Source organism: Cupriavidus sp. KB_39 (genome assembly GCF_052114485.1).
Classification (GTDB): domain Bacteria; phylum Pseudomonadota; class Gammaproteobacteria; order Burkholderiales; family Burkholderiaceae; genus Cupriavidus.
Window position 1 is genome coordinate 54,690 of the sequence record NZ_JBFREV010000018.1, and the last position, 20,887, is coordinate 75,576.

At 67.5% G+C, this 20,887-nt stretch carries 18 protein-coding genes and 1 pseudogene; 3 read left to right on the forward strand and 16 right to left on the reverse strand.

All coding sequences use genetic code 11. The annotated features are described in order from the left end of the window. Positions 1 to 188 precede the first annotated feature (188 nt). Positions 189 to 527: a hypothetical protein gene (locus AB4Z27_RS15265; RefSeq protein ID WP_092297967.1), complete on the forward strand. Its 339-nt coding sequence runs from the start codon at positions 189 to 191 to the stop codon at positions 525 to 527. A 31-nt stretch (positions 528 to 558) separates the two neighbouring features. Here the strand turns inward: AB4Z27_RS15265 and AB4Z27_RS15270 are convergent, their stop codons facing one another. The 5 genes and pseudogenes from AB4Z27_RS15270 to AB4Z27_RS15290 all read right to left on the reverse strand — a co-directional run bounded on the left by AB4Z27_RS15270 (position 559) and on the right by AB4Z27_RS15290 (position 5,325). Continuing rightward, complete coding sequence (locus AB4Z27_RS15270; protein WP_441590877.1) at positions 559 to 1,494, reverse strand: LysR family transcriptional regulator; 936 nt, start codon at positions 1,492 to 1,494, stop codon at positions 559 to 561. After that, positions 1,494 to 2,399 (reverse strand): annotated as a pseudogene (locus AB4Z27_RS15275) (2-hydroxy-3-oxopropionate reductase); the annotation flags it as partial. The gene AB4Z27_RS15270 and the pseudogene AB4Z27_RS15275, both read right to left, overlap by 1 nt. A gap of 21 nt (positions 2,400 to 2,420) precedes the next feature. After that, positions 2,421 to 3,209: a 2-dehydro-3-deoxyglucarate aldolase gene (gene garL / locus AB4Z27_RS15280; RefSeq protein ID WP_092297858.1), complete on the reverse strand. Its 789-nt coding sequence runs from the start codon at positions 3,207 to 3,209 to the stop codon at positions 2,421 to 2,423. A gap of 22 nt (positions 3,210 to 3,231) precedes the next feature. After that, positions 3,232 to 4,326, reverse strand: a complete 1,095-nt coding sequence (locus tag AB4Z27_RS15285) for a malate/lactate/ureidoglycolate dehydrogenase (RefSeq protein ID WP_441590879.1) — start codon at positions 4,324 to 4,326, stop codon at positions 3,232 to 3,234. A gap of 3 nt (positions 4,327 to 4,329) precedes the next feature. Then, complete coding sequence (locus AB4Z27_RS15290; protein ID WP_092297864.1) at positions 4,330 to 5,325, reverse strand: Bug family tripartite tricarboxylate transporter substrate binding protein; 996 nt, start codon at positions 5,323 to 5,325, stop codon at positions 4,330 to 4,332. Between the two features lie 279 nt (positions 5,326 to 5,604). Here AB4Z27_RS15290 and AB4Z27_RS15295 point away from each other — a divergent pair, with 279 nt between their 5' ends. Beyond that, positions 5,605 to 7,284: a thiamine pyrophosphate-binding protein gene (locus AB4Z27_RS15295; protein ID WP_092297867.1), complete on the forward strand. Its 1,680-nt coding sequence runs from the start codon at positions 5,605 to 5,607 to the stop codon at positions 7,282 to 7,284. Positions 7,285 to 7,311: 27 nt separating this feature from the next. Here AB4Z27_RS15295 and AB4Z27_RS15300 read toward each other — a convergent pair whose 3' ends face one another. Then, positions 7,312 to 7,629, reverse strand: coding sequence for a hypothetical protein (locus AB4Z27_RS15300; protein WP_441591168.1), 318 nt, complete (start codon positions 7,627 to 7,629; stop codon positions 7,312 to 7,314). A gap of 169 nt (positions 7,630 to 7,798) precedes the next feature. On the opposite strand from AB4Z27_RS15300, the gene AB4Z27_RS15305 reads away from it, so the two are divergent. Further along, positions 7,799 to 8,686, forward strand: coding sequence for an RNA polymerase sigma-70 factor (locus tag AB4Z27_RS15305; RefSeq protein ID WP_092297973.1), 888 nt, complete (start codon positions 7,799 to 7,801; stop codon positions 8,684 to 8,686). A 190-nt stretch (positions 8,687 to 8,876) separates the two neighbouring features. Here AB4Z27_RS15305 and AB4Z27_RS15310 read toward each other — a convergent pair whose 3' ends face one another. The 10 genes from AB4Z27_RS15310 to AB4Z27_RS15355 all read right to left on the reverse strand — a co-directional run bounded on the left by AB4Z27_RS15310 (position 8,877) and on the right by AB4Z27_RS15355 (position 20,617). Next, complete coding sequence (locus AB4Z27_RS15310; RefSeq protein WP_441644722.1) at positions 8,877 to 9,983, reverse strand: porin; 1,107 nt, start codon at positions 9,981 to 9,983, stop codon at positions 8,877 to 8,879. 169 nt (positions 9,984 to 10,152) lie between these two features. Then, complete coding sequence (locus tag AB4Z27_RS15315) at positions 10,153 to 11,403, reverse strand: ABC transporter substrate-binding protein (RefSeq protein ID WP_092297873.1); 1,251 nt, start codon at positions 11,401 to 11,403, stop codon at positions 10,153 to 10,155. A gap of 59 nt (positions 11,404 to 11,462) precedes the next feature. Continuing rightward, on the reverse strand, positions 11,463 to 12,524 hold the full coding sequence (locus AB4Z27_RS15320; RefSeq protein WP_092297876.1) for a cyclase family protein: 1,062 nt from the start codon (positions 12,522 to 12,524) through the stop codon (positions 11,463 to 11,465). 155 nt (positions 12,525 to 12,679) lie between these two features. Beyond that, positions 12,680 to 13,918, reverse strand: coding sequence for an AI-2E family transporter (locus AB4Z27_RS15325; protein ID WP_441590886.1), 1,239 nt, complete (start codon positions 13,916 to 13,918; stop codon positions 12,680 to 12,682). A 263-nt stretch (positions 13,919 to 14,181) separates the two neighbouring features. Next, positions 14,182 to 14,331 (reverse strand): hypothetical protein, encoded by a 150-nt coding sequence (locus tag AB4Z27_RS15330; protein WP_177219971.1) that lies wholly within the window; start codon positions 14,329 to 14,331, stop codon positions 14,182 to 14,184. A gap of 194 nt (positions 14,332 to 14,525) precedes the next feature. Beyond that, entirely contained in the window at positions 14,526 to 14,963 is a 438-nt protein-coding gene (locus AB4Z27_RS15335) for a hypothetical protein (RefSeq protein ID WP_441644723.1), read from the reverse strand. Between the two features lie 84 nt (positions 14,964 to 15,047). Further along, positions 15,048 to 15,992, reverse strand: a complete 945-nt coding sequence (locus AB4Z27_RS15340; RefSeq protein ID WP_441590888.1) for a LysR family transcriptional regulator — start codon at positions 15,990 to 15,992, stop codon at positions 15,048 to 15,050. Between the two features lie 18 nt (positions 15,993 to 16,010). Beyond that, on the reverse strand, positions 16,011 to 17,702 hold the full coding sequence (locus tag AB4Z27_RS15345) for an MBL fold metallo-hydrolase (RefSeq protein WP_092297888.1): 1,692 nt from the start codon (positions 17,700 to 17,702) through the stop codon (positions 16,011 to 16,013). 113 nt (positions 17,703 to 17,815) lie between these two features. Next, positions 17,816 to 20,194, reverse strand: a complete 2,379-nt coding sequence (locus AB4Z27_RS15350; protein ID WP_441644724.1) for a DNA polymerase II — start codon at positions 20,192 to 20,194, stop codon at positions 17,816 to 17,818. 51 nt (positions 20,195 to 20,245) lie between these two features. Further along, complete coding sequence (locus tag AB4Z27_RS15355) at positions 20,246 to 20,617, reverse strand: c-type cytochrome (RefSeq protein WP_441644725.1); 372 nt, start codon at positions 20,615 to 20,617, stop codon at positions 20,246 to 20,248. Between the last annotated feature and the right edge of the window lie 270 nt (positions 20,618 to 20,887).

Genomic DNA, 20,887 nt, shown 5'->3' on the forward strand with positions numbered 1-20,887 from the left:
ATGAGTTTTTGTAAGGAGATGTTGGAATGCGGCACGCGGGGCACGAGTCGGCTTCTAAACTTCGGTGCGCGGCGCAGGAAGGCAAGACATCCTGCGTGCGGCATTGCGTGGTGCCCGCGCTGCCACAGGTTGTACGCGGGCACCGTCCGAGATAACAACATCTTGAGAGGTCTCATATGTCCAAGAACATGTCCACGAACCGAATCATCCGCACTGGCTCGCTGATCGGCGCCCTGACCGCTGGGCTGTTGTCCGCCACCGCTTTCGCCCAGACCACGGCCGCCCCGGCGCCCGCCGGCGGCAACGCCGCCGTGCCGCCGGGCATGACGCAGATTCAACCGCCGAAGGACCCGCTGGTGGAGCGCCGCGAAGCCCGCAAGGTTGCGAGCGACCAGTACAAGGCCGAGAAGGCCGCCGCGAAGGGCGAATACAAGCAGGATGTTGGCGCCGCCAAGCAGGAGCGCAAGGACGCCAACAAGGCGGCCAACGAAACCGCCAAGCAGGAACTGCAGGCGCCGAAGCAGTAAGCGAATCCCACCCGGATTCCCGGGGGCGGGGCTAGACCAGCCGCGCTCCCGGCCACGCGCCGGACATCACGATATTCCGCACGGACTGCCGCACGGTCTGCATGATGTCCCACAGCTCGGGCACCACGGTGCGATTGCGCGCCGTGGCCAGCACTACCTGGCGCGTCACCACCGGCTCCACCAGCCGGGCCGAGTGCAGCCGCCCCTGGGCCACGCGGTCCGCCACGGCGGCGAACGGCAGCAGCGTGGCGCCGCAGCCATCCTCCACCAGCCGCATCGACACCGTATTCGAGGCATCGCACTCCAGCGCCATGTTCAGCGTGGTGCCGGCGCGCGCGGCCAGCGATTCGGCCAGCACGCGCAGGCCATGCCCGGTACTCGGCAGGATCAGCGGCACTTCGCCCAGCCGCCGCACCGGGAAGGTCAGGCCGAGGTGGCTCCACGAGGTGGGCGTCACCAGCGTCAGGTCTTCTTCCAGCAGGACATCCACCTTCAGCGCGCCTTGCTGCTCGGGCAGGTAGAGCAGGGCGACGTCGATCTCGCCGGCAGCCAGCCAGGCAAGGATCGGGCTGGCCAGCCCTTCGGCAAAGCGCAGCTTGGTCGCCGGAAAGCGCTGCTTGAGCGCCGTGCCGATGGCCGCGAAGGCCGTGTTGGCGATGGTCGGCTGCGCGGCGATGACCAACTGGGACGGCCCCTGTGCCGTGGACTTGCGCACGGCGGCACGGGCCTCGTTGAGCGTGACCGCCACCTGGCGCGCGTAGCCGAGCAGCGTGGAGCCGGACTCGGTCAGCACCACGCCCCGGCCGCTGCGGTGGAACAGGCGCGTGTCCAGCGCCGCCTCCAGCCGGGCGATCTGGCGGCTGACCGTGGACTGGTCCGCGCCAAGCTCCAGCGCCGCGCGGGAGATGCTCTGCGTGTTGGCCACGCAGACAAAGCACGCAAGGTCGTCGGAGTTCAGCGCCGACATCAGCCCGCCGTCTTGGGCTTGTCGCCGATGGCGAACGACGACATATGCTCGATCGCCTTGACCAGCCCCGAATGGTCCCAACCCGCGCCGCCCTGCGCCACGCAGACGTTGAACAGCTGCTGGCAGGACGCCGTGTTCGGCAGTCCCACCCCCAGCGCCTTGGCCGTGGACAGCGCCAGGTTCAGGTCCTTCTGGTGCAGTTCGATGCGGAAGCCCGGGTCGAAGGTGCGCTTGATCATCCGTTCGCCATGCACTTCCAGGATGCGCGAGCTGGCAAAGCCGCCCATCAGCGCCTGACGCACGCGCGCCGGGTCCGCGCCGGCCTTGGCGGCCAGCACCAGCGCCTCGCTCACGGCCTCGATGGTCAGCGCCACGATCACCTGGTTCGCCACCTTGGCCACCTGGCCGTCACCGACATTGCCGACCAGCGTGATGTTCTTGCCCATCAGTTGGAGCAGCGGCAGCACGCGGTCGAACACATCCTGCTTGCCGCCGGCCATGATCGACAGCGTGGCCGCCTTGGCCCCCACCTCGCCACCGGACACCGGCGCATCCACATACTCGCAACCCAGCTGCTCGATGCGGGCCGCGAACTCGCGCGTCTCGATCGGGGAGATCGAACTCATGTCGACCACGGTCTTGCCCTGGCTCAGGCCCTCGGCCACGCCGTGCTCGCCGAACAGCACGCGCGCCACGTCCGGCGTATCGGGCAGCATCAGGAAGATGACGTCGGCCTGACGCGCCACCTCGGTGGCATTGGCGCAGGCCTGCATGCCGGCATCCTGGAGCGCCTGCGGCACGCCGCTGCGCGTGTGGGCGTAGACCGTGTGGCCGCCCGCCTGAAGGTGTTGCGCCATCGGCGCGCCCATCACGCCGAGTCCGATGAATCCGATCTTGCTCATATCCGTTTTCCTATATAGATAGCGTCATTGCGCAAAGCGCTCGCGCAGCGCGCGGGAGGCGTCGCGCAGCAGCGTGTGGTCCAGCCCCACGGCGACGAAGTGCGCGCCCATGTCGAGGTAGCGGCGGGCGTCTGCCTCCACGGGAGTCAGCGTGCCGATGGCCTTGCCGGCGCGGTTGGCGGCGTCGTAGATCTGCGCCACGGCGGCCTGCACCTCCGGGTGGTTCGGGTCGCCGAGGTGGCCGTAGGCGGCGGCGAGGTCGTTCGGGCCGATGAAGATGCCGTCCACGCCGGGCTCGGCGCAGATCTCGTCGGCAGCCTCCACGCCCTTGCGGCTCTCGATCTGCACCAGCACGCAGATGTTCTCGTTGATGGTCTTGAAGAAGTCCGGCAGCGTGCCGTAGCGGTTCTGGCGCTGTACGCCGGACACCCCGCGCACGCCGTCCGGCGGGTAGCGCGTGGCCCGCACTGCGCGGCGGGCTTCCTCGGCCGACTCCACGAACGGGATCAGGAAGTTATAGAAGCCGATGTCCAGCAGGCGCTTGAGCAGCACGGGATCGTTCCAGGGCGGCCGGACCACGGGCGCGCTGGTGCTGTCCTTGAGCGCCATCAGCTGCGGCACGAAGGTCAGTACGTCGTTGGGCGCGTGCTCGCCATCGAGCAGCATCCAGTCGAAGCCGGCCAGGCCGATGATCTCGGTGGTAACCGGCTGGCCGAGCGAGGTCCAGCAGCCAATCAGGCGCTTGCGCGCGAGGATGTCCGCACGGAACTGGTTGGGCAGCGGGGAAAGCTGGGGCAGGTGAGGGGTCGTCATGAGAATTCCTTGAGCCTTGGGTTCAGTCCGCCGCCAGGGCGGAGAGCGGGCCGGGGGATTGGCCGCGCGCCTGGAGCACGCGCGCCGCGGCGTCGTCGAGCTGGGCCAGCGTGCCGGCATCCACGGGGATAAAGTCGGCGCGCGCCTTGCGCCATGCGCGCTCGGGGTCGCCGGGGAGGCGGATGGCATCGTTGCCCGGTTGCAGCCGGGACGCCTTCAGCCAATCGACAAAGGATTCCACCTCATGGCCGAAGGTGGTGCTGCTGCCGAGGCGGGCCGGATCGAAGATGATCGCCAGCATGTTGTTCCAGACCGCATGCTCGTGCGTCAGCGTTTCCGGGCGGATGGTGTGGCCGCCAGTCACGGCCGCGCCGAGCAGCTCGCACATCACGGCCAGCACGTAGCCCTTGTGCTCGCCGAAGGTGCGCAGCGCGCCGTGCGGCGTACCGGGCGGCGGGAACATGACCGACGGGTCGTCGGTGGGATGCCCGTTCGGGTCCATCAGGCTGCCCGGCGGMACCGGCACGCCCTTGTTGTTGGCCACGCGCACCTTGCCCATTGCGATGGCGCTGGTGGCGAAGTCGAGCACCAGCGGCGGGGCSCCCGCCACCGGCACGCCGATCGTGAATGGATTGGTGCCGAAGCGCGCGTCGTAGCCGCCATGCGGCGCCACGAGCGGCTTGGACAGCACATTCACGAAGTGGATCGAGATCATGCCGGCCGCCGTGGCCTGCTCGGCCCAATGGCCCACCCGGCCCAGATGGTGCGAGCGCCGCAGCCCCATCACGCACACGCCGTGCTCCTGTGCGCGGGCGATGCCCATGCGCATCGCCTCCTCGGTCACGGCCTGGCCCATGCCCCGGTTGCCGTCCAGGCTCAGGATGCCGCCGGACTCATGCACCACGCTGACCTGCTGATTGAGCTGCAATTGCTCGCCCTGCCAGGACAGCACGTACTTCGGGATCATGCCCACGCCATGCGAGTCATGGCCCGAGAGATTGGCGCCGACGAGGTGGTCGGCGGTCAGCTGCGCCTCACGCGCATCGGACCCCGCCGCCAGCCACAGGTCCACGACCCAGCGATGCAGGCCGGCGGTCGGAATACGGTGTTCTGCCATGCGTTACTCCAGGTGGATGTTGGCGACCTTGATCAGGTTGGCCCACTTGGCCACCTCGCTCTTCTGGAACTTGCCGAGTTCGGCCGGGCCGGCGCCAGACGGCTCCACGCCCATGCCCACCAGCTTCGCCTTGACGTCCGGCTGGTGGATGATCTTGCCGATCTCGGTGGCCAGCTTGTTGACGATGGGCATCGGCGTGCCGGCCGGCGCGAAGATCGCCTGCCACGAGACGATTTCATAGCCCGGCAGGCCCGATTCGGCCATGGTCGGCACATCGGGCAGCTCGGCGGCGCGCTTGGCGCCGGTGGTGGCCAGCGCGCGGAACTTGCCGGACTGCACCATCGGCATGGCGGCCACGCTGTTCTCGAAGACGATATCGACCTGATTGCCGAGCAGCGCCTGTACCGCCTGGCTGCTGCCCTTATAGGGCACGTGGGTCATCTTCAGGCCGGCCATGTTGGCGAACAGTTCGGCCGCCAGATGCTGGGAGGTGCCGTTGCCGGACGAGCCGAAGTTGATCGACCCCGGTTTGGCCTTGGCCGCYGCCATCACGTCCTGCACCGAYTTGTACGGGCTGTTCACGTTCACCACCAGCACATTGGGCAGCGTGCCGATCAGCGCCACCGGCTGGAAGTTCTTGACCGGGTCGTACGGCATCTTGGGGTACAGGCTCACGTTGATGGCGTGCGAGCTGATGGTGCCGCCGAGCAGCGTGTAGCCGTCCGGCGCGGCCTTGGACACGTAGTCCGAACCGATATTGCCGCCGGCGCCGGCGCGGTTTTCCACCACCACCGACTGGCCGAGCACCTGCGACAGCCGCTGGCCGATCAGTCGGCCGAGCAGGTCCGTGGTGCCGCCCGCCGCGAAYGGCACGACGTAGTTGATCGGCTTGCTGGGGTACTGGTCGGCGGACTGGGCTTGCGCCAGTGGGGCCGCCGCCATGCATCCAAGGCAAAGCACGGCCAGGGCCGGCCGCATCAATCGATGAGGGAAGGACATTGCATGGTCTCCTGTTTTCGCGAGCATTGTTATGGGACGGYCGGGATGGCCGTCAGGTGTCGCGGGCGGGCGCGCTGTCATGGCAGCATCGCCTCGGTAGCCAATCTACACGGGCGCGAGGCGGGCTGCCTTGCATAAAACGCATAACAGAAATGCACGATAGACCCCGCGGCGGCGCCCGTCAAACGGAAAAATCGCTGTCATCGCCGCCTGCTTCGGGTCTGGCGCCTGCTTGGCTCCACCTTGGCGCCGCCTCCGATCCTGTCCATACTTTTCGTCATGACCGCTCAAACCCCATCCTTTCAGGCCCGCACCGGCGGCCGTGTCCTCGTGGACCAACTGCGCCTGCATGGCACGGAGCGCATCTTCTGCGTGCCCGGCGAGAGTTTTCTGGACGTGCTGGACGCGCTGCACGACCAGCCGGCCATCGACCTCGTCGTCACCAAGCACGAAGGCGCCGCCGCCAACATGGCCGAGGCCGACGGCAAGCTGACCGGCCGCCCCGGCATCTGCTTCGTCACCCGGGGGCCGGGCGCCACCCACGCCAGCATCGGCGTGCATATCGCCCAGCAGGACTCCACGCCGATGATCCTGTTCGTGGGGCAGATCTCCCGCGCCCACAAGGGCCGGGAGGCGTTCCAGGAGGTGGATTACGCGGCAGTGTTCGGCACGATGGCCAAGTGGGCGGCCGAGATCGACGATCCGGCCCGGATTCCCGAGATGGTGGCGCGCGCCTTCCAGGTGGCCACGTCCGGCCGGCCCGGCCCGGTGGTGCTGGCGCTGCCCGAAGACGTGCTCGACGATCTGGTGGACTGCGCCGATGCCGAGCCGTACCGCACCGTGGCGGCCGCCCCGCGCGCCGAGGATGCCCGGGCGCTGGCCGCCGCGCTGGCCGAGGCCCGCCAGCCGCTGGTGATCGCCGGCGGCGCCGGCTGGACCGACGCGGCAGTGCGTGACTTCGCCGCCTTCGTCAAGGCATGGAACCTGCCCGTGGCCTGCGCCTTCCGCCGGCAGGACGTGATCGATAACCGCGACCCGCACTACATCGGCCATCTGAGCCTGGGCGTGAGCCCCAAGCTGGCCGAGCGGGTGCGCACGGCCGACCTGATCGTGGCGGTCGGCACCCGGCTGGGCGACATCGCCACCGATGGCTACACGCTGCTGGAAGTCCCGCGCCCGAAGCAAAAGCTGGTGCATATCCATGCCGATAGCGGCGAGCTGGGCCGCGTCTACCAGTCGGCACTGCCGATCCATTCGGGCGTGGTGCCTGCGGCAGCCATGCTGGCCGCGCTGCCGGCGCCGGCTTCTATCGGATGGAAGGACTGGACCAGCGGCGCCCGGGCCGAGCACGAGGCCTTCGTCACGCCGCCCAAGCCCCATGCGGAACTGACGGGGGTGGATATGGCTGCCGCGATGTCGCACCTGAACGCGGTGCTGCCCGAAGACGCCATCCTCAGCAACGGCGCCGGCAAYTAYACGGTCTGGCTGCACCGCTTCTACGCGTACAAGCGTCCGCGCACGGAACTGGCGCCCACCTGCGGCGCGATGGGCTACGGCCTGCCGGCCGCGATTGCCGCGAAGCTGCGCGCGCCCGAGAAGACCGTGGTCTGCCTGGCTGGCGACGGTTGCTTCCTGATGTATCCGCAGGAGATCGCCACGGCCGCCGCGCATGGCGCCAACCTGATCGTGATCCTGGTGAATAACCGCATGTACGGCACCATCCGCATGCATCAGGAGAAGCGCTACCCGGGCCGCCAGAGCGGCACGACCATCGCCAACCCGGATTTCGTGGCGATGGCGCGCGCCTGCGGGGCGTGGGCGGAGCGGGTGGAGAAGACGGAGGACTTTGCGGCAGCGTTCGAGCGCGCCCGCAACGCCGGCCAGCCGGCCGTGCTGGAGCTGATGACCGATCCGCTCCAGATCACGCCCGCAATGCGCGTGACCGAACTGCCGGCCTGAGCCCGGATCAGACGCTGTCTAGGCGATCTAGAACAGCGCCGCTTGTGGCCGGGCCTCGTGCCCGGCTTTTTCATGGCCGGACGTCGGGCGGGCCAGGATCTCGCGGATCTGCTCCAGATACCGCTCGCCCACCGCGCGATGGCTCTTGCGAGCCTCGTCCGCCAGCGCGCGGCGCGACGGCGCCCGAATCCCGATCAGGCGGCAAATCGTTGAAAGATAAGGCTTTTTATCGTCGACGGTGGCCCGGTGCGCGGCCGACAGCAGGGCGGCATCACCAATGCGCCCCCGCAGCCAGACCAGCACCTGGCGGTCATATTCGTTCTGCACACGGATCAGGTGGATCAGGTGTTCCATTCCGCACTCCGATATACTGTTCATTCATACAGTTACTGTAAATATATACAGTGMATCGGAATTTTCAAGGTGTGCGTCGGAAAATGCTTGAAAGTTCTTGCGCTGGGCCGGCACGCGTGGCCACCATGGCGGTCTGCCAGCCGCCTTTTCGCATCGAATCATGGACGACACCACCGCCACCTTCCACAAGCTGCGCCCGCGCCTGCACGGGATTGCCTACCGGATGCTCGGCGCCGTGGCCGAGGCCGAGGACGTCGTACAGGACGCCTGGCTGCGCTGGCACACGGCTGACCAGACGGAAATCGAAAATGCCGAAGCCTGGCTGGTCTCGGTAACCACTCGCATCGCCATCGACCGCCTGCGCGCCGCCAAGATCCAGCGCGAGCACTACACCGGGATCTGGCTGCCCGAGCCGCTGATCACGGACAGCCCGGACAACCCCGAGGCCATCAAGGAGCGCGCCGACGACATCTCCGTCGCCTTCCTCCTCCTGCTGGAGCGCCTGACGCCCGAGGCCCGCGCGGCCTTCCTCCTGCGCGAGGTTTTCGACAACGACTACGACGAGGTGGCGCGCGTGATCGGCAAGAGCGAGGCCAACTGCCGCCAGCTGGTCAGCCGGGCAAAAACCCAGCTACGCGACGACCGGCCGCGCTTCACGGTGTCCCCGGACACCCATCGGCACATAGTCCAGGCGTTCGCCCAGGCGATGCAGGGCGGCGACTTCGCCGGCATCCAGGCGCTGCTGGCCAACGACGCCACCCTGGCCGGCGACGGCGGCGGCAGGGTCCAGACCTTCCCCAAGCCGCTCGAAGGCGCCCGCCGCATCGCGCAACTGTTCTACGCCACCCGCCTCAGATTCCCCGGCGAGGGCCTCCGGGTGCGGCTGGTGCTGCTCAATGGCGAATGGGCGCTGCTGCGCTACTTCGACGGCGCGCTGGAGTCCGCGCAGACCTTTGTGGTCGAAGGCGACCGCATCGCCCGCATCCACGTGCAACGCAACCCGGACAAACTGGCGCGGATTGCGGCGTATTTTGGCGGAGAGGCGTARGGAAGGGGCGGCCGCTGTGAGTTSGTGCGCCGTGRTCGCAGTCATGTCCAGGTACGGGCTTGTCCCGGCTGCACCGGCATAACGCCCGGCGGGCGTTTTCTGCGGCCTGATCCAAAAAAGAGCCCGCCAAGGCGGGCCCAAAGACGAAGGGAAAGTCTCCGTCAAGTGGATTTCAGCGTGGCCGCTGCGCTCAGAAGCGGTGGCGGATGCCGACGATGGCGCCGAACTGGTTCTGGCCGGCGCCCACCTGTTCGGTTGTGGCCGTCAGGGTGCTGGCGCTGCGGTTCAGCGACGGGCCGAAGCCGGACAGGCCCATGGCCGAGCCGTCCCGGTTCTGGGCGTAGGCGACGATGGTGTACAGGTCGGTGCGCTTGGAGAACGCGTACGTGCCGGACAGCACGAAGCTGTACGGGTCGCCGCCGCTGTTGCGCACGTCGGTGTAGTAGGCCGCGCCAGTCAGCGTGATGGCCGGCGTGACCTGGTAGTTCGCGCCGATCCAGTACAGGTTGGTGCGCAGCGAGCTGCTGGCGAAGTCGCCGTAGTACCAGCGATAGCCGGCGAAGGCACGGGCCCGGCCGAAGTCGTAGCTGGCGCCGAGGGTGGCGCGGCGCTCGCGGTTGTCGTCCGTGACGACGGTGCTGCCGCGCACTTCGTCGTACACCACGCGGGCGGACAGCGGGCCGGCCGTGTAGCCGACGCTGGCGCTGAAGTTGCGGCCGGCCTTGTAGTCGCCCGGCACCTCGCCGCCGGCGCTGCTGTCGTAGCCGGTGCTGTAGAACAGACCGTAGTACAGCGCGCCGGTCTGGCCGGTGAACTTCACCGARTTRTCGGCGCGGCCGGACATCCACTTGTCGTGCATCAGCACCGAGTAGCGCGTGGCGATGGCCATCGGGTCATAGGCCAGCGAGAAGTCGTACAGCACGGTCTGATGGCGGCCCAGCGACAGCGTGCCGTACTGGTTCTGCAGGCCGACGAACGCCTGACGGCCGAACATGCGGCCGCCCTGGTTGGCGCTGCCGGTGTCGAGGTCGAAGCCGTTTTCCAGCGTGAAGACGGCCTTCAGGCCGCCGCCCAGGTCTTCGGCGCCGCGCAGGCCCCAGCGGGAGGTGGAGAGGTTGCCGGCGGACATCCGCWCGACGTTGTTGCTGCCGCCGGTGGCCGCGTTCGGCACGTTGGTCAGGAATTCCACGCCAGCGTCGACGACGCCGTAGAGCGTGATGCTGCCCTGGGCGTGGGCAGCAGCGGGCAGGGCAGGGAGGATGGCCAGCGTGGCCAGGCAGGCGAGACGGGTCTTCATGCGTTCGTGATCCTTGTTATGGTCGCCGCCCGCGCACCCCGTAAGGGCTCGGGCGTGCCGGCGGCGACTGCAATGTAACGAGGGATCAGGAACGGGAGAAGCGCGTCTGGGCTGACAGACTGTCCCGGGATTTGAACAATTGGGGCGTCAAGCGCCCYTCAGCGCTCCGTCAGCGGCTGCCCTTGAGCAACGGACATTGCGACTTCGACGGCGGGATGAACGCCTGGTCGCCCGGCACCGTGGCCAGCACCTTGTAGTAGTCCCACGGGTACTTGGACTCGGCCGGCGTCTTGACCTCGAACAAATACATATCGTGCACCATGCGCCCATCGGCGCGGATGCGGCCGTTCTTGGCGAAGAAGTCGTTGATCGGCATCGCCTTCATCTTCTCCATGGTCGGTGCGGTCTCGTCCGTGCCGGCCGCCTGCACGGCCTTCAGGTAGTGCGTGACGGAGGAGTAGACGCCTGCCTGGCTCATGTTCGGCATCTTCTTGACCTTGTCGAAGTACTTGCGCGACCASGCGCGCGTGGCGTCGTTCATGTCCCAGTAGAACGCCTCGGTCAGCACCAGCCCCTGCGCGGTCTTGAGGCCGAGCGCGTGGATGTCGTTGATATAGAGCAACAGTCCGGCCATGCGCTGCTTGCCGTCGCGCGTCAGGCCGAACTCGGAGGCGGCCTTGATGGCGTTGACCGTGTCGCCGCCYGCGTTGGCCAGGCCCACCACCTGCGCCTTGCTCGCCTGCGCCTGGAGCAGGTAGGAGGCGAAGTCGCTGGTACTGAGCGGATGGCGCGCGGCGCCGAGCACCTGCCCGCCGGCCTCGGTGACCACCGTGGTGGCTGACTGCTGGAGCGTGTGGCCGAACGCGTAGTCGGCGGTCAGGAAGAACCACGTCTTGCCGCCGCGCTGGACCATGGCCTTGGCCGTGGTGTTGGCCAGCGCGTAGGTGTCGTAGGCGTAGTGGACCGAAACCGGCGTGCACAGGTCGTTGGTGAGGCGCTCGCTGCCGGGGCCGGAGAACACCACGATCTTGTTCTTCTGCTTCGCCACGTCGAGCACGGCCAGCGCGGGTGCCGAAGCCGCCACATCCAGGATGGCATCGACCTTGTCCGTATCGAACCATTCACGCGCCTTGTTGGCGGCGATGTCGGCCTTGTTCTGGTGATCCACCACCACCAGCTCGATTTTCTTGCCGAGCACCTTGCCGCCGAAGTCGTCGATGGCCATCTGCGCCGCCGTGGCGCTGCCGCGCCCGGTCACGTCGGCGTAGAGGCCGCTCATGTCGAGCAGCAGGCCGATCTTGACGACATCATCGGAAATCCCTGCCTTCGGCTGGGCCGAGGCGATGCCGGCCACACCGCCAGCACCGGCCAGCGCCAGCAGGGCMGCGGCCGTMCGCCGCCATGTCGCTGAAGTCTTCATGGTTGTCTCCTCCAGTTTTTTATCTAGTTCTTCTACGATTTAAAAACGCACACCGCGGATCACACCGTGGCCACCGGCGTCACCGGCGAGCCCACCGCGCCCGGCAGCCGCAGCGGCGGCGCCGTGAGCATGAAGCGCGAGCGGCGGTGCGCGCGCAGCCAGTCCGCCAGGTCCTTGAGATACCAGAGTTCGCCAAGCGGCAGCCCCAGCTTGAACAGGCAATGGTGGTGGAGCGGCAGCAGCGGATGCGTCTTCGCCTCGTCGGGCGGCGGCAGGGCCGGGTAGCGCTCCACGGCGTAGTTGTCGGCGATCAGCGCGGCGATGCCGGAATCGGTGATCCAGTTCAGCAGCCGGGCGTCGCGCCCGTTTAGCGCTGCGCAACTGTGGTGGAGCACCGCTTCGTCGGGCTCGCGCTGCATCGACAGCACGACTTCGGCAAAGCCGGTGCGCAGCAGGAGCATGTCGCCGGGCTCCACTTCCACGCGATGGGTGTCCATGGCGTGCATCAGGTCGTCGTAGCCGACGTTGCGGAAGTCCATGCCGAACACATCGGCCAGATCCACCAGCACGCCCCGGCCCTGCATGCCCTTGACGGCGAAGTTCTCGATGCCGAGCGCATCCGCGTGGCTATGGGTATGGCCGTGGCTGCAATCGTGGGCGGCGAACTGGTCGTCATCGGCATAGTCGACCGGGCCGACGATGTCCGCGTTGGCGCGATAGCCGTTGTAGTAGACGCGCTCGAGCTTGCCATCGCCGTCCGCATCGAACAGCGCGCCCACGTGCGCCAGCGAGTCCCACTGGGTGGAGTACTGGAGGCAGAGCAGCACCTGATCGTCGCTGATGACATCGGTCGCGGCCGGGTTCACCTTGGCCAGCGGGAAGTTCATGTACGGGGAGTCGTCGCGGAAGGTGGGGCGCAACTCGGGCGGATGGCGGCGCGGATTGAGCTTGTTGCCGCCGGGGTAGTCCAGCGGCAGCGAGAGGCAGAAGCTGCGCCCCGCCTGGATCTCGCGCGCGCCCTTGACCACCTGCTCGGGGCCGATCAAATTGACGCGCCCCAGTTGATCGTCAGGACCGAAATCGCCCCAGTTGGAGCCCTGCGGACGTTGCTGCCAACGCATGCCTGATACCTCCCTCGCGAAAGATGTTGCCGGTTGAAGCGCCGCCGCCACATCGCGGCGCAGCATSCGGTTATACGTGATCCATGCGGCGCGGTCATTCTGCGTCGCATCAAGTTTCGCGTGACGAAATAGGAGGAGGAAGGCGAGGGGGACGGCTATTCGCCGAGGAACTCGGCCACCACCTCGAGCCCTTCGACGTGGTCGGCCACGACCTTGGCGATGACGGCCAGCGGAATCGCCAGCAGCATCCCCCAGGTGCCCCAGAGCCACGTGAACAGCAGCAGCGAGACGAAGACGGCGACGGCGTTCATGCGCGCCATGCGGCCCGTCATCCAGGTGGTCATGCCGGAGCCGATCAGCGTGGCGATCAGCATCGACCCACCGGCCGCCGCTGCCGCGACGGACAGCGTGCCGAACTGCATGAACCCGGCCACGCCCAGGCACAGRGCGATCAGTACCGCGCCGAAGTACGGCACCAGGTGCAGCGAGGCAGCCGCCAGCGCCCATGCGCCGGCATTGTCGATCGACAGATACCTGAGCAGGATGTACGTACAAAGCCCCAGCGCGGCGTTCGTGATGACCAGCATCAGCATGTAGCGCTGGATCGCCCGGTTGATCTCGTCGAGCATGTGCACRCTGATCTTCTTCTGGCTGATGGTGGTGCCGGCCATCTTGATGAACTTGCGCTTGAACATGTCGCCGCCCAGCAGCAGGAACCAGGTCAGGAACAGCACGACGATGGCCTGCGCCAGCATCGCGAAGACGCCCATCGATCCCACCCAGATGGCGTTGTTGAGGGCGTCGGCGGAACGTTCGACGACGATCGGCGCGCCCTTGGTCGGCGGTGGCTGACCGGTACCGACCAGTACCGTGGTGGCGCGGCGGATCTTTTGCAGCATGGAGTCGTCGCCGCTCACCAGTTCGCCCAGCGAGCGGGAGAGCTTGCTGGCGATGGCGGGCAGCCGGTCGACAATAGATTCAATCTGCCCCTGGAGCAGATAGGCGCCGCACAGCAGCAGGGCCAGCATGCCGAGCAGCACCACGGTCGCGCCCACGGCGCGCGGCACCCGCTGGCGCTGGAGCCACTCGACCATCGGATCGAGCAGGTAGGCGATGACGATGGCCACCACCACTGGCACGATGAAGTCGCGGGCGAGGTGCAGGGTGTAGAGCGATGCGAGCGTCGCCAGAATGACCAACGCCGTGCTGGCGCGGCGCACAGAGACGGACAGCTTGGGGGGCGTACGGGTGGGTGACGCCGGCGCGGCGTCGGCGGGCACCTCAGCCGTGACTGCGGGCACCCCCTCCGGTACGACATCCGGCACAACATCAGGCCCGGCCACGGTGCCGGGCGGGGCGGCCCGCATGGCGGGCTGGATCGGTACGCGCGACATGGATGGCGGGGCGGCTCGCAGACAAGAAGGACATGGCGTCACGAGGCGGACGCCTGCCATAACSATAGTCACTRCGGGGCGCGGGAGGGTGTCGGTGCGTTCCGGGTCGCGGTGTAGGACAGCGGCGCGACCTTCCAAGGCGGGCTTGGGCGTGTGCAGCCTGATACACGAAAGCCSCACCAAAGCAAAAGCCCGGTCTCGTGAACCGGGCTTCTGGGGATTGCGTGGCTGGCGTAGCCGGGGGGCGATCAGCGCATGGCGGGTTAGCGCGTCAGCGTCGAATGATCGTCGCCGTGAGGGCGGGCGCCCGACTGCTTGAGCAGCGGGTCATTCTTGAGCACCCAGCGGGCGCCGAAGGCCAGTGCGACGATACAGGCCAGCATATACGCAACGATCACAGTGAGAGTCAGCATGGCATCACAGGAGTAGGTTGCGACCGCGTTGCCAGCTTTCGTTGGCGGGCCGATGGGAACGAATTGTATGTGAGACAAGACGTTTCACCGGCGCCGATTTGCCTGAAATTTTCTGTATGCCGATCTAAGCCTGACTAATATCGGCAGGTTCTACGAGGGGCATGGATCATGACCGCCTCGCATCAGCCTCGGCCCTAGAAGTAGCACCCCATCTCGTATTGCTGCGAGCGCAGGGCATGGACGTCGCTGCGGTAGCGGTCCGCGCGGCTCCAGTACTCGGTGGTATGCATGGCGCGCTCGGCGGCCCGCGCCTGGTACTCGAGTGCCCGGCACTGRTTCCAGAAGRCGTTCTGCGCGCGCAGGTCGAGRTCGTCCTCGCGCCCCTGCCAGRCCTGGATCTGTTGCGCCATCTGGGCGCGGCTCTGCAGGTAGGCCTGCTCGTCCTGGCGGATCTTGGGGGTCTTGGTGATGGTGGTCACATTGGCACGCATGGTGGACGTGACATCGCGGTAGCCCGCCGGGCACGATGCCGCCGTATAGAGCGTGTCCTTGCCGCTCTGGCACTTGGTGACGGCATGGGCGGCGCCGGAGGCGGCCAGCATCAGCAGCAGGATGGCAAATTGTCTGGACATGGCGGCGCCTTGGACGAATAGCGATGTCATCCAATGTAGGCAGCGATGCGCCGCGCTGCCAGTGCGGCAAGGTATCCAGATATTTCAGGTACGGGGGTTGCCGCGCTTTCGGTGTCCAGGCAGCGTCTTGGCCCCCTGCATTTCGGCATTGGCGGTCAGCAGCATGTCATACAGTTGCTGCGCCGCCGGCGACAGGGACCGGCCGCGCCGCCGGATCAGCCCCACGGTACGCGAGACGGTGGGCTCCACCAGCGGCACGCTGGTCAGCGTGGGATGCTTGCCCGGCGGCATGGCCAGCCGGGGTACCGCCGCCACGCCGAGCCCGGCTTCCACCAGGCTCACCAGCGTGCTGACGTGCCGCACCTCGCAATACCACTGTGGGCGATCGGGTACATCGGTCAGCGCCAGGTCCAGCAGCATGCGGTTGCCGCTGGCCTTGCCCACGGTCATGTAGTCGTACTGGCCCAGTTCGGCCCAGGTGACCTTGCGCTTGCGCGCCAGCGGATGGTCGGGCGGGCAGGCCACCACGAACGGTTCCTTGAGCACGGGTTCGAACTCGACRTCSGGCTCCTGCGTGCCGATGTAGTTCAGGCCGAAGTCGGCCTCGTTGCGCACGATCAGGTTCAGCACCTCGTTGGCGCCTTCGTCGATCAGCCGCACGACGATGCGCGGCCACGTCTCGTGGTACTTGCGCAGCACCGCCGGCAGGAAGTAGCGCACCGCCGAGGGCACGCACGCCACCGTGACTTCGCCGGTCACGCGGGTGGCCACGTCCCGGATGCCGAGCAGCGACTCCTCCAGCCCGTTCAGGAGTTCGCGCGCCTTGCGCGAGAACTCCCGGCCCACGGCGGTCATCTCCACCGAGCGCGTCGTCCGGTCGAACAGCCGCACGCCGAGGGCGTCTTCCAGCTTCTCGATCCGGCGCGACAACGCCGGCTGGGACAGATGCAACTCCGTCGCTGCCGCGCGGAAGCTGCTCAGTTCGGCCACCGCCACGAAGGCGCGCAGATCGGAAAGGCTGAAGTTCATGCGCGGYTCACTTGTGGCTCATGCCGAAATCAGATGCCAGACCGCCTCGGTCTCGCGCGCCACGCCGTCTTCCTCGAGCTTGCGCAGGTGGGCCAGCAGCGAGCGCTGCGCCACCGGATGCATGCGCTCGGGCACGTCGTCGTAGACGCTGGCGAGCAGCGTGCCGATATCGGCCGGCGCCAGCGCGCGCAGCGCGTTCAGCACCTTGGCCTCGCGCTGCTGCCGATGGCGAATCAGCAGCCGGATGGCATCCCGGGGGCGCGGCATCAGGAAGCCGTGGCCCGGCGCAATCCACTCCAGGTCTTCGTCGAGCAGCGCCTGCAGGGACGCCAGATAGGCGCGCATGTCCCCATCGGGCGGATTGATGACGACGCTGGAGCCCTGCATGACGTGGTCGCCCGTGAACAGCGTCTTCTCTTCCTCGAGCAGGTAGCAGAGATGGTTCGATGCATGCCCCGGCGTGTGTACCACCCGCAGCGTGGCGTGCGGGCCGAGCACGATGCGCTCTCCGTGCTCGGGCATGCGGTCCGGCGCGAAAGTCTGGTCCTGGCGGTCCTGCACGGCCGTGACGCGCCCCCAGACCGGCGCGCCGGTGGCCTCGCGCACCGCCACGGAGGCGGGCGAATGGTCCAGGTGGGTATGCGTGACGAGAATCCACTTCACCGGGCCCGGCGCGGCGGCCAGCACGGCGGTGATATGGGCCGGATCGGCGGGGCCGGGATCGATCATCGCCCAGGTGTTGTCCGCGCCGCCGCCCACGAAGTAGGTGTTGGTGCCGGGGCCAGTCATCACGTTGCCGTTGTCCGCCGTGACGCGCCAGACCCGTTCGGAGAGCTTCACCGCTGCGCCCGGCGCCAGCGCGTAGCGGCCATGGCCGGCGCCATCGGGGTCGATCCGGGCGATTTCCGCGTACGGCGCTTCYTCCGGCATCACCGGCCGCACGCCCTTGGGGCCGGTGGCCAGGCGCGGCATGATCTGCACGATGTTGCGCAGCTTTTGGGCATGGTCGAAGCACGCCTGCGCAGTCGGGAAGTGCGAAATCGACTGGAGCATGCGCCGCGTGACGTTGACCAGGGAGATCTCGTTCGCCGGGTCGAGCGCATCGACGGGCCGCATCCAGCGATGCTCGACCGCTTCAACGCCATCGTGCCGCGCGGTCTGCCCAGCCGGCGCCAGCGCGAAGAAGAAGCGCGTGTCGAAGCGCTTCGGCAGGCCCGGCGGCGTCAGCCAGTGGCTGCCGTAGGCCAGTTGGTCCACGGCGAGGCGCACGCCCAGCCGTTCGCAGACATGGGCGATGCCGGCGCCGCCGTAGCCGGCGGCTTCGCGCAGGCTGCCGTAGGTGTCCGCGTCGAGTGCATCGAGATCCACATTCTGGCCGTTGGCATCGCGGGCGAACAGCAGGCCGGCTTCCTCGAACGCTTCGCGTGCGGCGCAGAGGTAATAGTCGAGCCCGTTTTTGTCGACATTGAGCCGGGCGCTGGCGGCGGCATCGTCGAGGCCATCGCACAAGGGGTGAAGTGCCGTATCCTGCTCATCGAGTGTGCCGCCCGGGAAGACAAAGGCACCGGCGCTGCGGTCGTCGTCGCGCTGGGGGCGGCGCATCATCAGCACCTCCATGCCCGCCGGGCCGTCGCGTAGCACCAGCACGCTGGCGGCGGCGCGCAGGGCTTTGGAGCGAACGGGGGCGGCAGTGGCGTGGGTCTCGGACATGGACGGAATGGGGCGCAGTATCAGAACAGGCGCCAAGTGTAATGGGTTCGGGCGGTTCGAATCTGCCGCGATGCAGCAGGAATYCCGCGCTGCTCTTGGGATGGGGGCGGATTTCAGTCCGGAAACAGCGCCATCTGCCCAGTCAGCAGCGTGTCGAAATCATCGTCGAGGAAGGGCAGGATGGCGTCGGCAATCGGCTGGAGCTGTTTTGTGATGTAGTGGTCATAATCGATCGGCGACTGGCGCGGATCGAGCGTCTCCATCGGCATCGGCCCGGCCACCGTCATCACATAGCTGATCCAGCCGCCGTTCTGGTACTGGCGCGGGCGGCCCTGGCTATCGTTATAGGCATCGGCCAGCCGCGCGGCGCGCACGTGAGGCGGGACGTTGCGCTGGTAGTCGCCAAGCTGGCGCCGCAGGCGCTTGCGGTAAACCAGTTGCGCGTCCAGTTCGCCGGCCAGCGTGCGGCGCACGATGTCCCGCACRTAATCGCGGTACGGCTCGCGGTTGAAGATCATCGCGTAGAGCSTCTGCTGGAACTGCTGCGCCAGCGGCGACCAGTCCGTGCGCACCGTCTCCAGCCCCTTGAACACCATCTCGGCGCGGCCATCGGCACGCATGACCTGACCGGCGTAGCGCTTCTTGCTGCCCAACTCGGCGCCCCGGATGGTTGGCATCAGGAAGCGCCGGAAGTGGGTCTCGAACTGGAGTTCCAGCGCGCTGTCCAGGTCGAAGGTCTGGCGCAGGTGGTCGCGCCACCAGTCGTTGACGTAGGCGACAAGTTCACGCCCGATGCGTGCCGCATCGTCCTCGGCATGGGCGCCGCGCAGCCAGACGAAGGTGGAGTCGGTGTCGCCATAGATCACGTCATAGCCGCGCGCCTCGATCAGCAGGCGCGTCTGGCGCATGATCTCGTGGCCGCGCATGGTGATCGACGACGCCAGGCGCGGGTCGAAGAAGCGGCAGCCGCTCGATCCSAGCACGCCGTAGAACGCATTCATGATGATCTTCAGCGCCTGCGAGAGCGGCTTGTTCTGCTCGCGCTTGGCCGCCTCGCGGCCCTGCCAGATCCGCGCGACGATGGCCGGCAGGCAGTGCTTGCYGCGCGAGAACCGCGCGCCCCGGAAGCCGGGCACCGAATCGGCGTCATCGGGGTGGGCCAGCCCCTCCACCAGCCCRATCGGATCGATCAGGAAGGTGCGGATGATCGAYGGATACAGGCTCTTGTAGTCCAGCACCAGCACCGACTCGTACAGGCCGGGGCGCGAATCCATGACAAAACCGCCGGGGCTGGCCTCGGGCGCCAGTTCGCCCAGATTCGGCGCCACGTAGCCCTGCCGGTGCATCAGCGGCATATATAGATGTGTGAAGGCGGCCACCGAGCCGCCGCTGCGGTCGGTCGGCAGGCCGGTGACGGTGGCGCGCTCCAGCAGGAAGGTCAGCAGCTCGGTGGCGGCGAAGATGCGGGTGACCAGCTCGCAGTCGCGCAGGTTGTAGCGTGCCAGCGCGGGCTTGTCCTCGGCGAACATGCGGTCGATGGCGTCCATGCGGTCGTAGGGGTTGTCGATCGCCTTGCCTTCGCCGAGCAGGGTCTGGGCCACCGACTCCAGGCTGAACGACGGGAAGCTCCACGTGGCGCCGCGCAGCGCCTCGATGCCGTCGATGATCAGCCGCCCGGCCGCCGCCGCGAAGTAGTGCTGCTGCCTGGCGTGCTCGCGCCACTCCATCTCGGCGCCGCCCCGGCCCAGCCGCAACGGCACCTGGAACTGCACTGCGTGGGCCTGCAGCACGCGAAGATCGAACTGAACGAGGTTCCAGCCGATGATGGCGTCCGGGTCGTGCTCGGCCAGCCACTGGTTGAGTTTTTCGAGCAGGGCGGGGCGGGTGTCGCAGTATTCGAGCGCGAAGTCCAGCGGGGCCGGATCGCCCGCCGGCGCCGGGCCGAGCATATAGACCTGCCGCTGGCCGCAGCCTTCCAGCGCAATCGAATACAGCTCGCCATGGGCGGTGGTTTCGATATCGAGCGAGACCAGGCGCAGGGTGGGGCGATAGTCGGTGGCCGGCTTCATCTGCGCGTGGCGCAGCACGCCGTGCGCGTCCGGCTGGCCGTCGAACCAGACCGGCGCGGTGATGAAGCGCTCCATCAGGTAGCGCTCGGGCGGGCGGATATCGGCCTCGTAAACATCCACGCCAGCCTGCCGCAGCGCCTTGTCGATCCGGATCAACTGGCGGTGCTGCTGGCAGTAGAGCCCGAGCACGGGCCGGCGGTGGAAGTCCTGCAACTCGAGCGGGCGCAAGTCCACATCGCGCTCGCCGCGCAGCAGCGGCTCGGCCTGATCGCGCTGGGCCTCGGGCACGAAGGCCACCGACGGCTGGGGCGGCAGGCGCAGCAGGCGCGGCCCCTGGTCCGTGGCCAGCCAGAAATCGACCTCGGTACCGGCGGGAGTATCGCGCCAGTGCCGGGTCAGGATGAAGCCCTGCTCAAGTGCCACGCTGGARGCCTATGGAAAACCTGTGGGGAGGTGCTGGCGGGATTCTAGCCCCTACCGAACCGTTTGCAGGAAGGCCAGCAGGTCGGTGATCTCGCTGTCGTCGCCGATGCCCCAGAAGCGCATCTTGTTGCCCGGCACCACCTTGTTCGGGGCGTGGATGAAGGCGCGGAGCGTCTCGGRGGTCCAGACCACCTTCGACGTCTTCATGGCATCGGAATAGCGGTAGTCGGAAGTCGTGCCCGCCGGCCGGCCAACGATGCCGTTGAGGTGGGGGCCGAAGGTGCCGCGCGCCGCCGGGCCGATCTTGTGGCAGGAGGCGCACTTGCGGTCGAACACGGCACGTCCGGTCTCGATATCGCCGGCGGCGTGGGCGCTGGCCTGCATGACGAGGCAGGCAGTCAGCGCGATCAAGGGAAAACGCATGGTAGGTCAGCGAGGAATTGCAGCGGCGACAGTGTAGCCGCCCCCTCGGCTTTTCCCTTCGTCACCCCGAAAAATCGGCCGAATCACGATTCGACATSGCCTGATAACTATGATTATCTCGACCCGATATTTAAGCCGACAACAGCGGGCCGCCAGACAGCCCTGAAACTCGGACAATCCTGTCGCGCGGTGCTTTCCGGGCAGCTTGCGGCTGGCGGCTTGGTATATGCTGTCGCGGCGCCTTTTCGCGCATAGATATAGACAGGTGCC

Excerpts from the sequence above, each read along its gene's own strand:
- AB4Z27_RS15265 (WP_092297967.1), top strand. The coding sequence starts at position 189 with ATGTCCACGAACCGAATCATCCGCACTGGCTCGCTGATCGGCGCCCTG.
- AB4Z27_RS15270 (WP_441590877.1), bottom strand. The coding sequence starts at position 1,494 with ATGTCGGCGCTGAACTCCGACGACCTTGCGTGCTTTGTCTGCGTGGCC.
- garL (WP_092297858.1), bottom strand. The coding sequence starts at position 3,209 with ATGACGACCCCTCACCTGCCCCAGCTTTCCCCGCTGCCCAACCAGTTC.
- AB4Z27_RS15320 (WP_092297876.1), bottom strand. The coding sequence starts at position 12,524 with ATGCGTTGGCAGCAACGTCCGCAGGGCTCCAACTGGGGCGATTTCGGT.
- AB4Z27_RS15330 (WP_177219971.1), bottom strand. The coding sequence starts at position 14,331 with ATGCTGACTCTCACTGTGATCGTTGCGTATATGCTGGCCTGTATCGTC.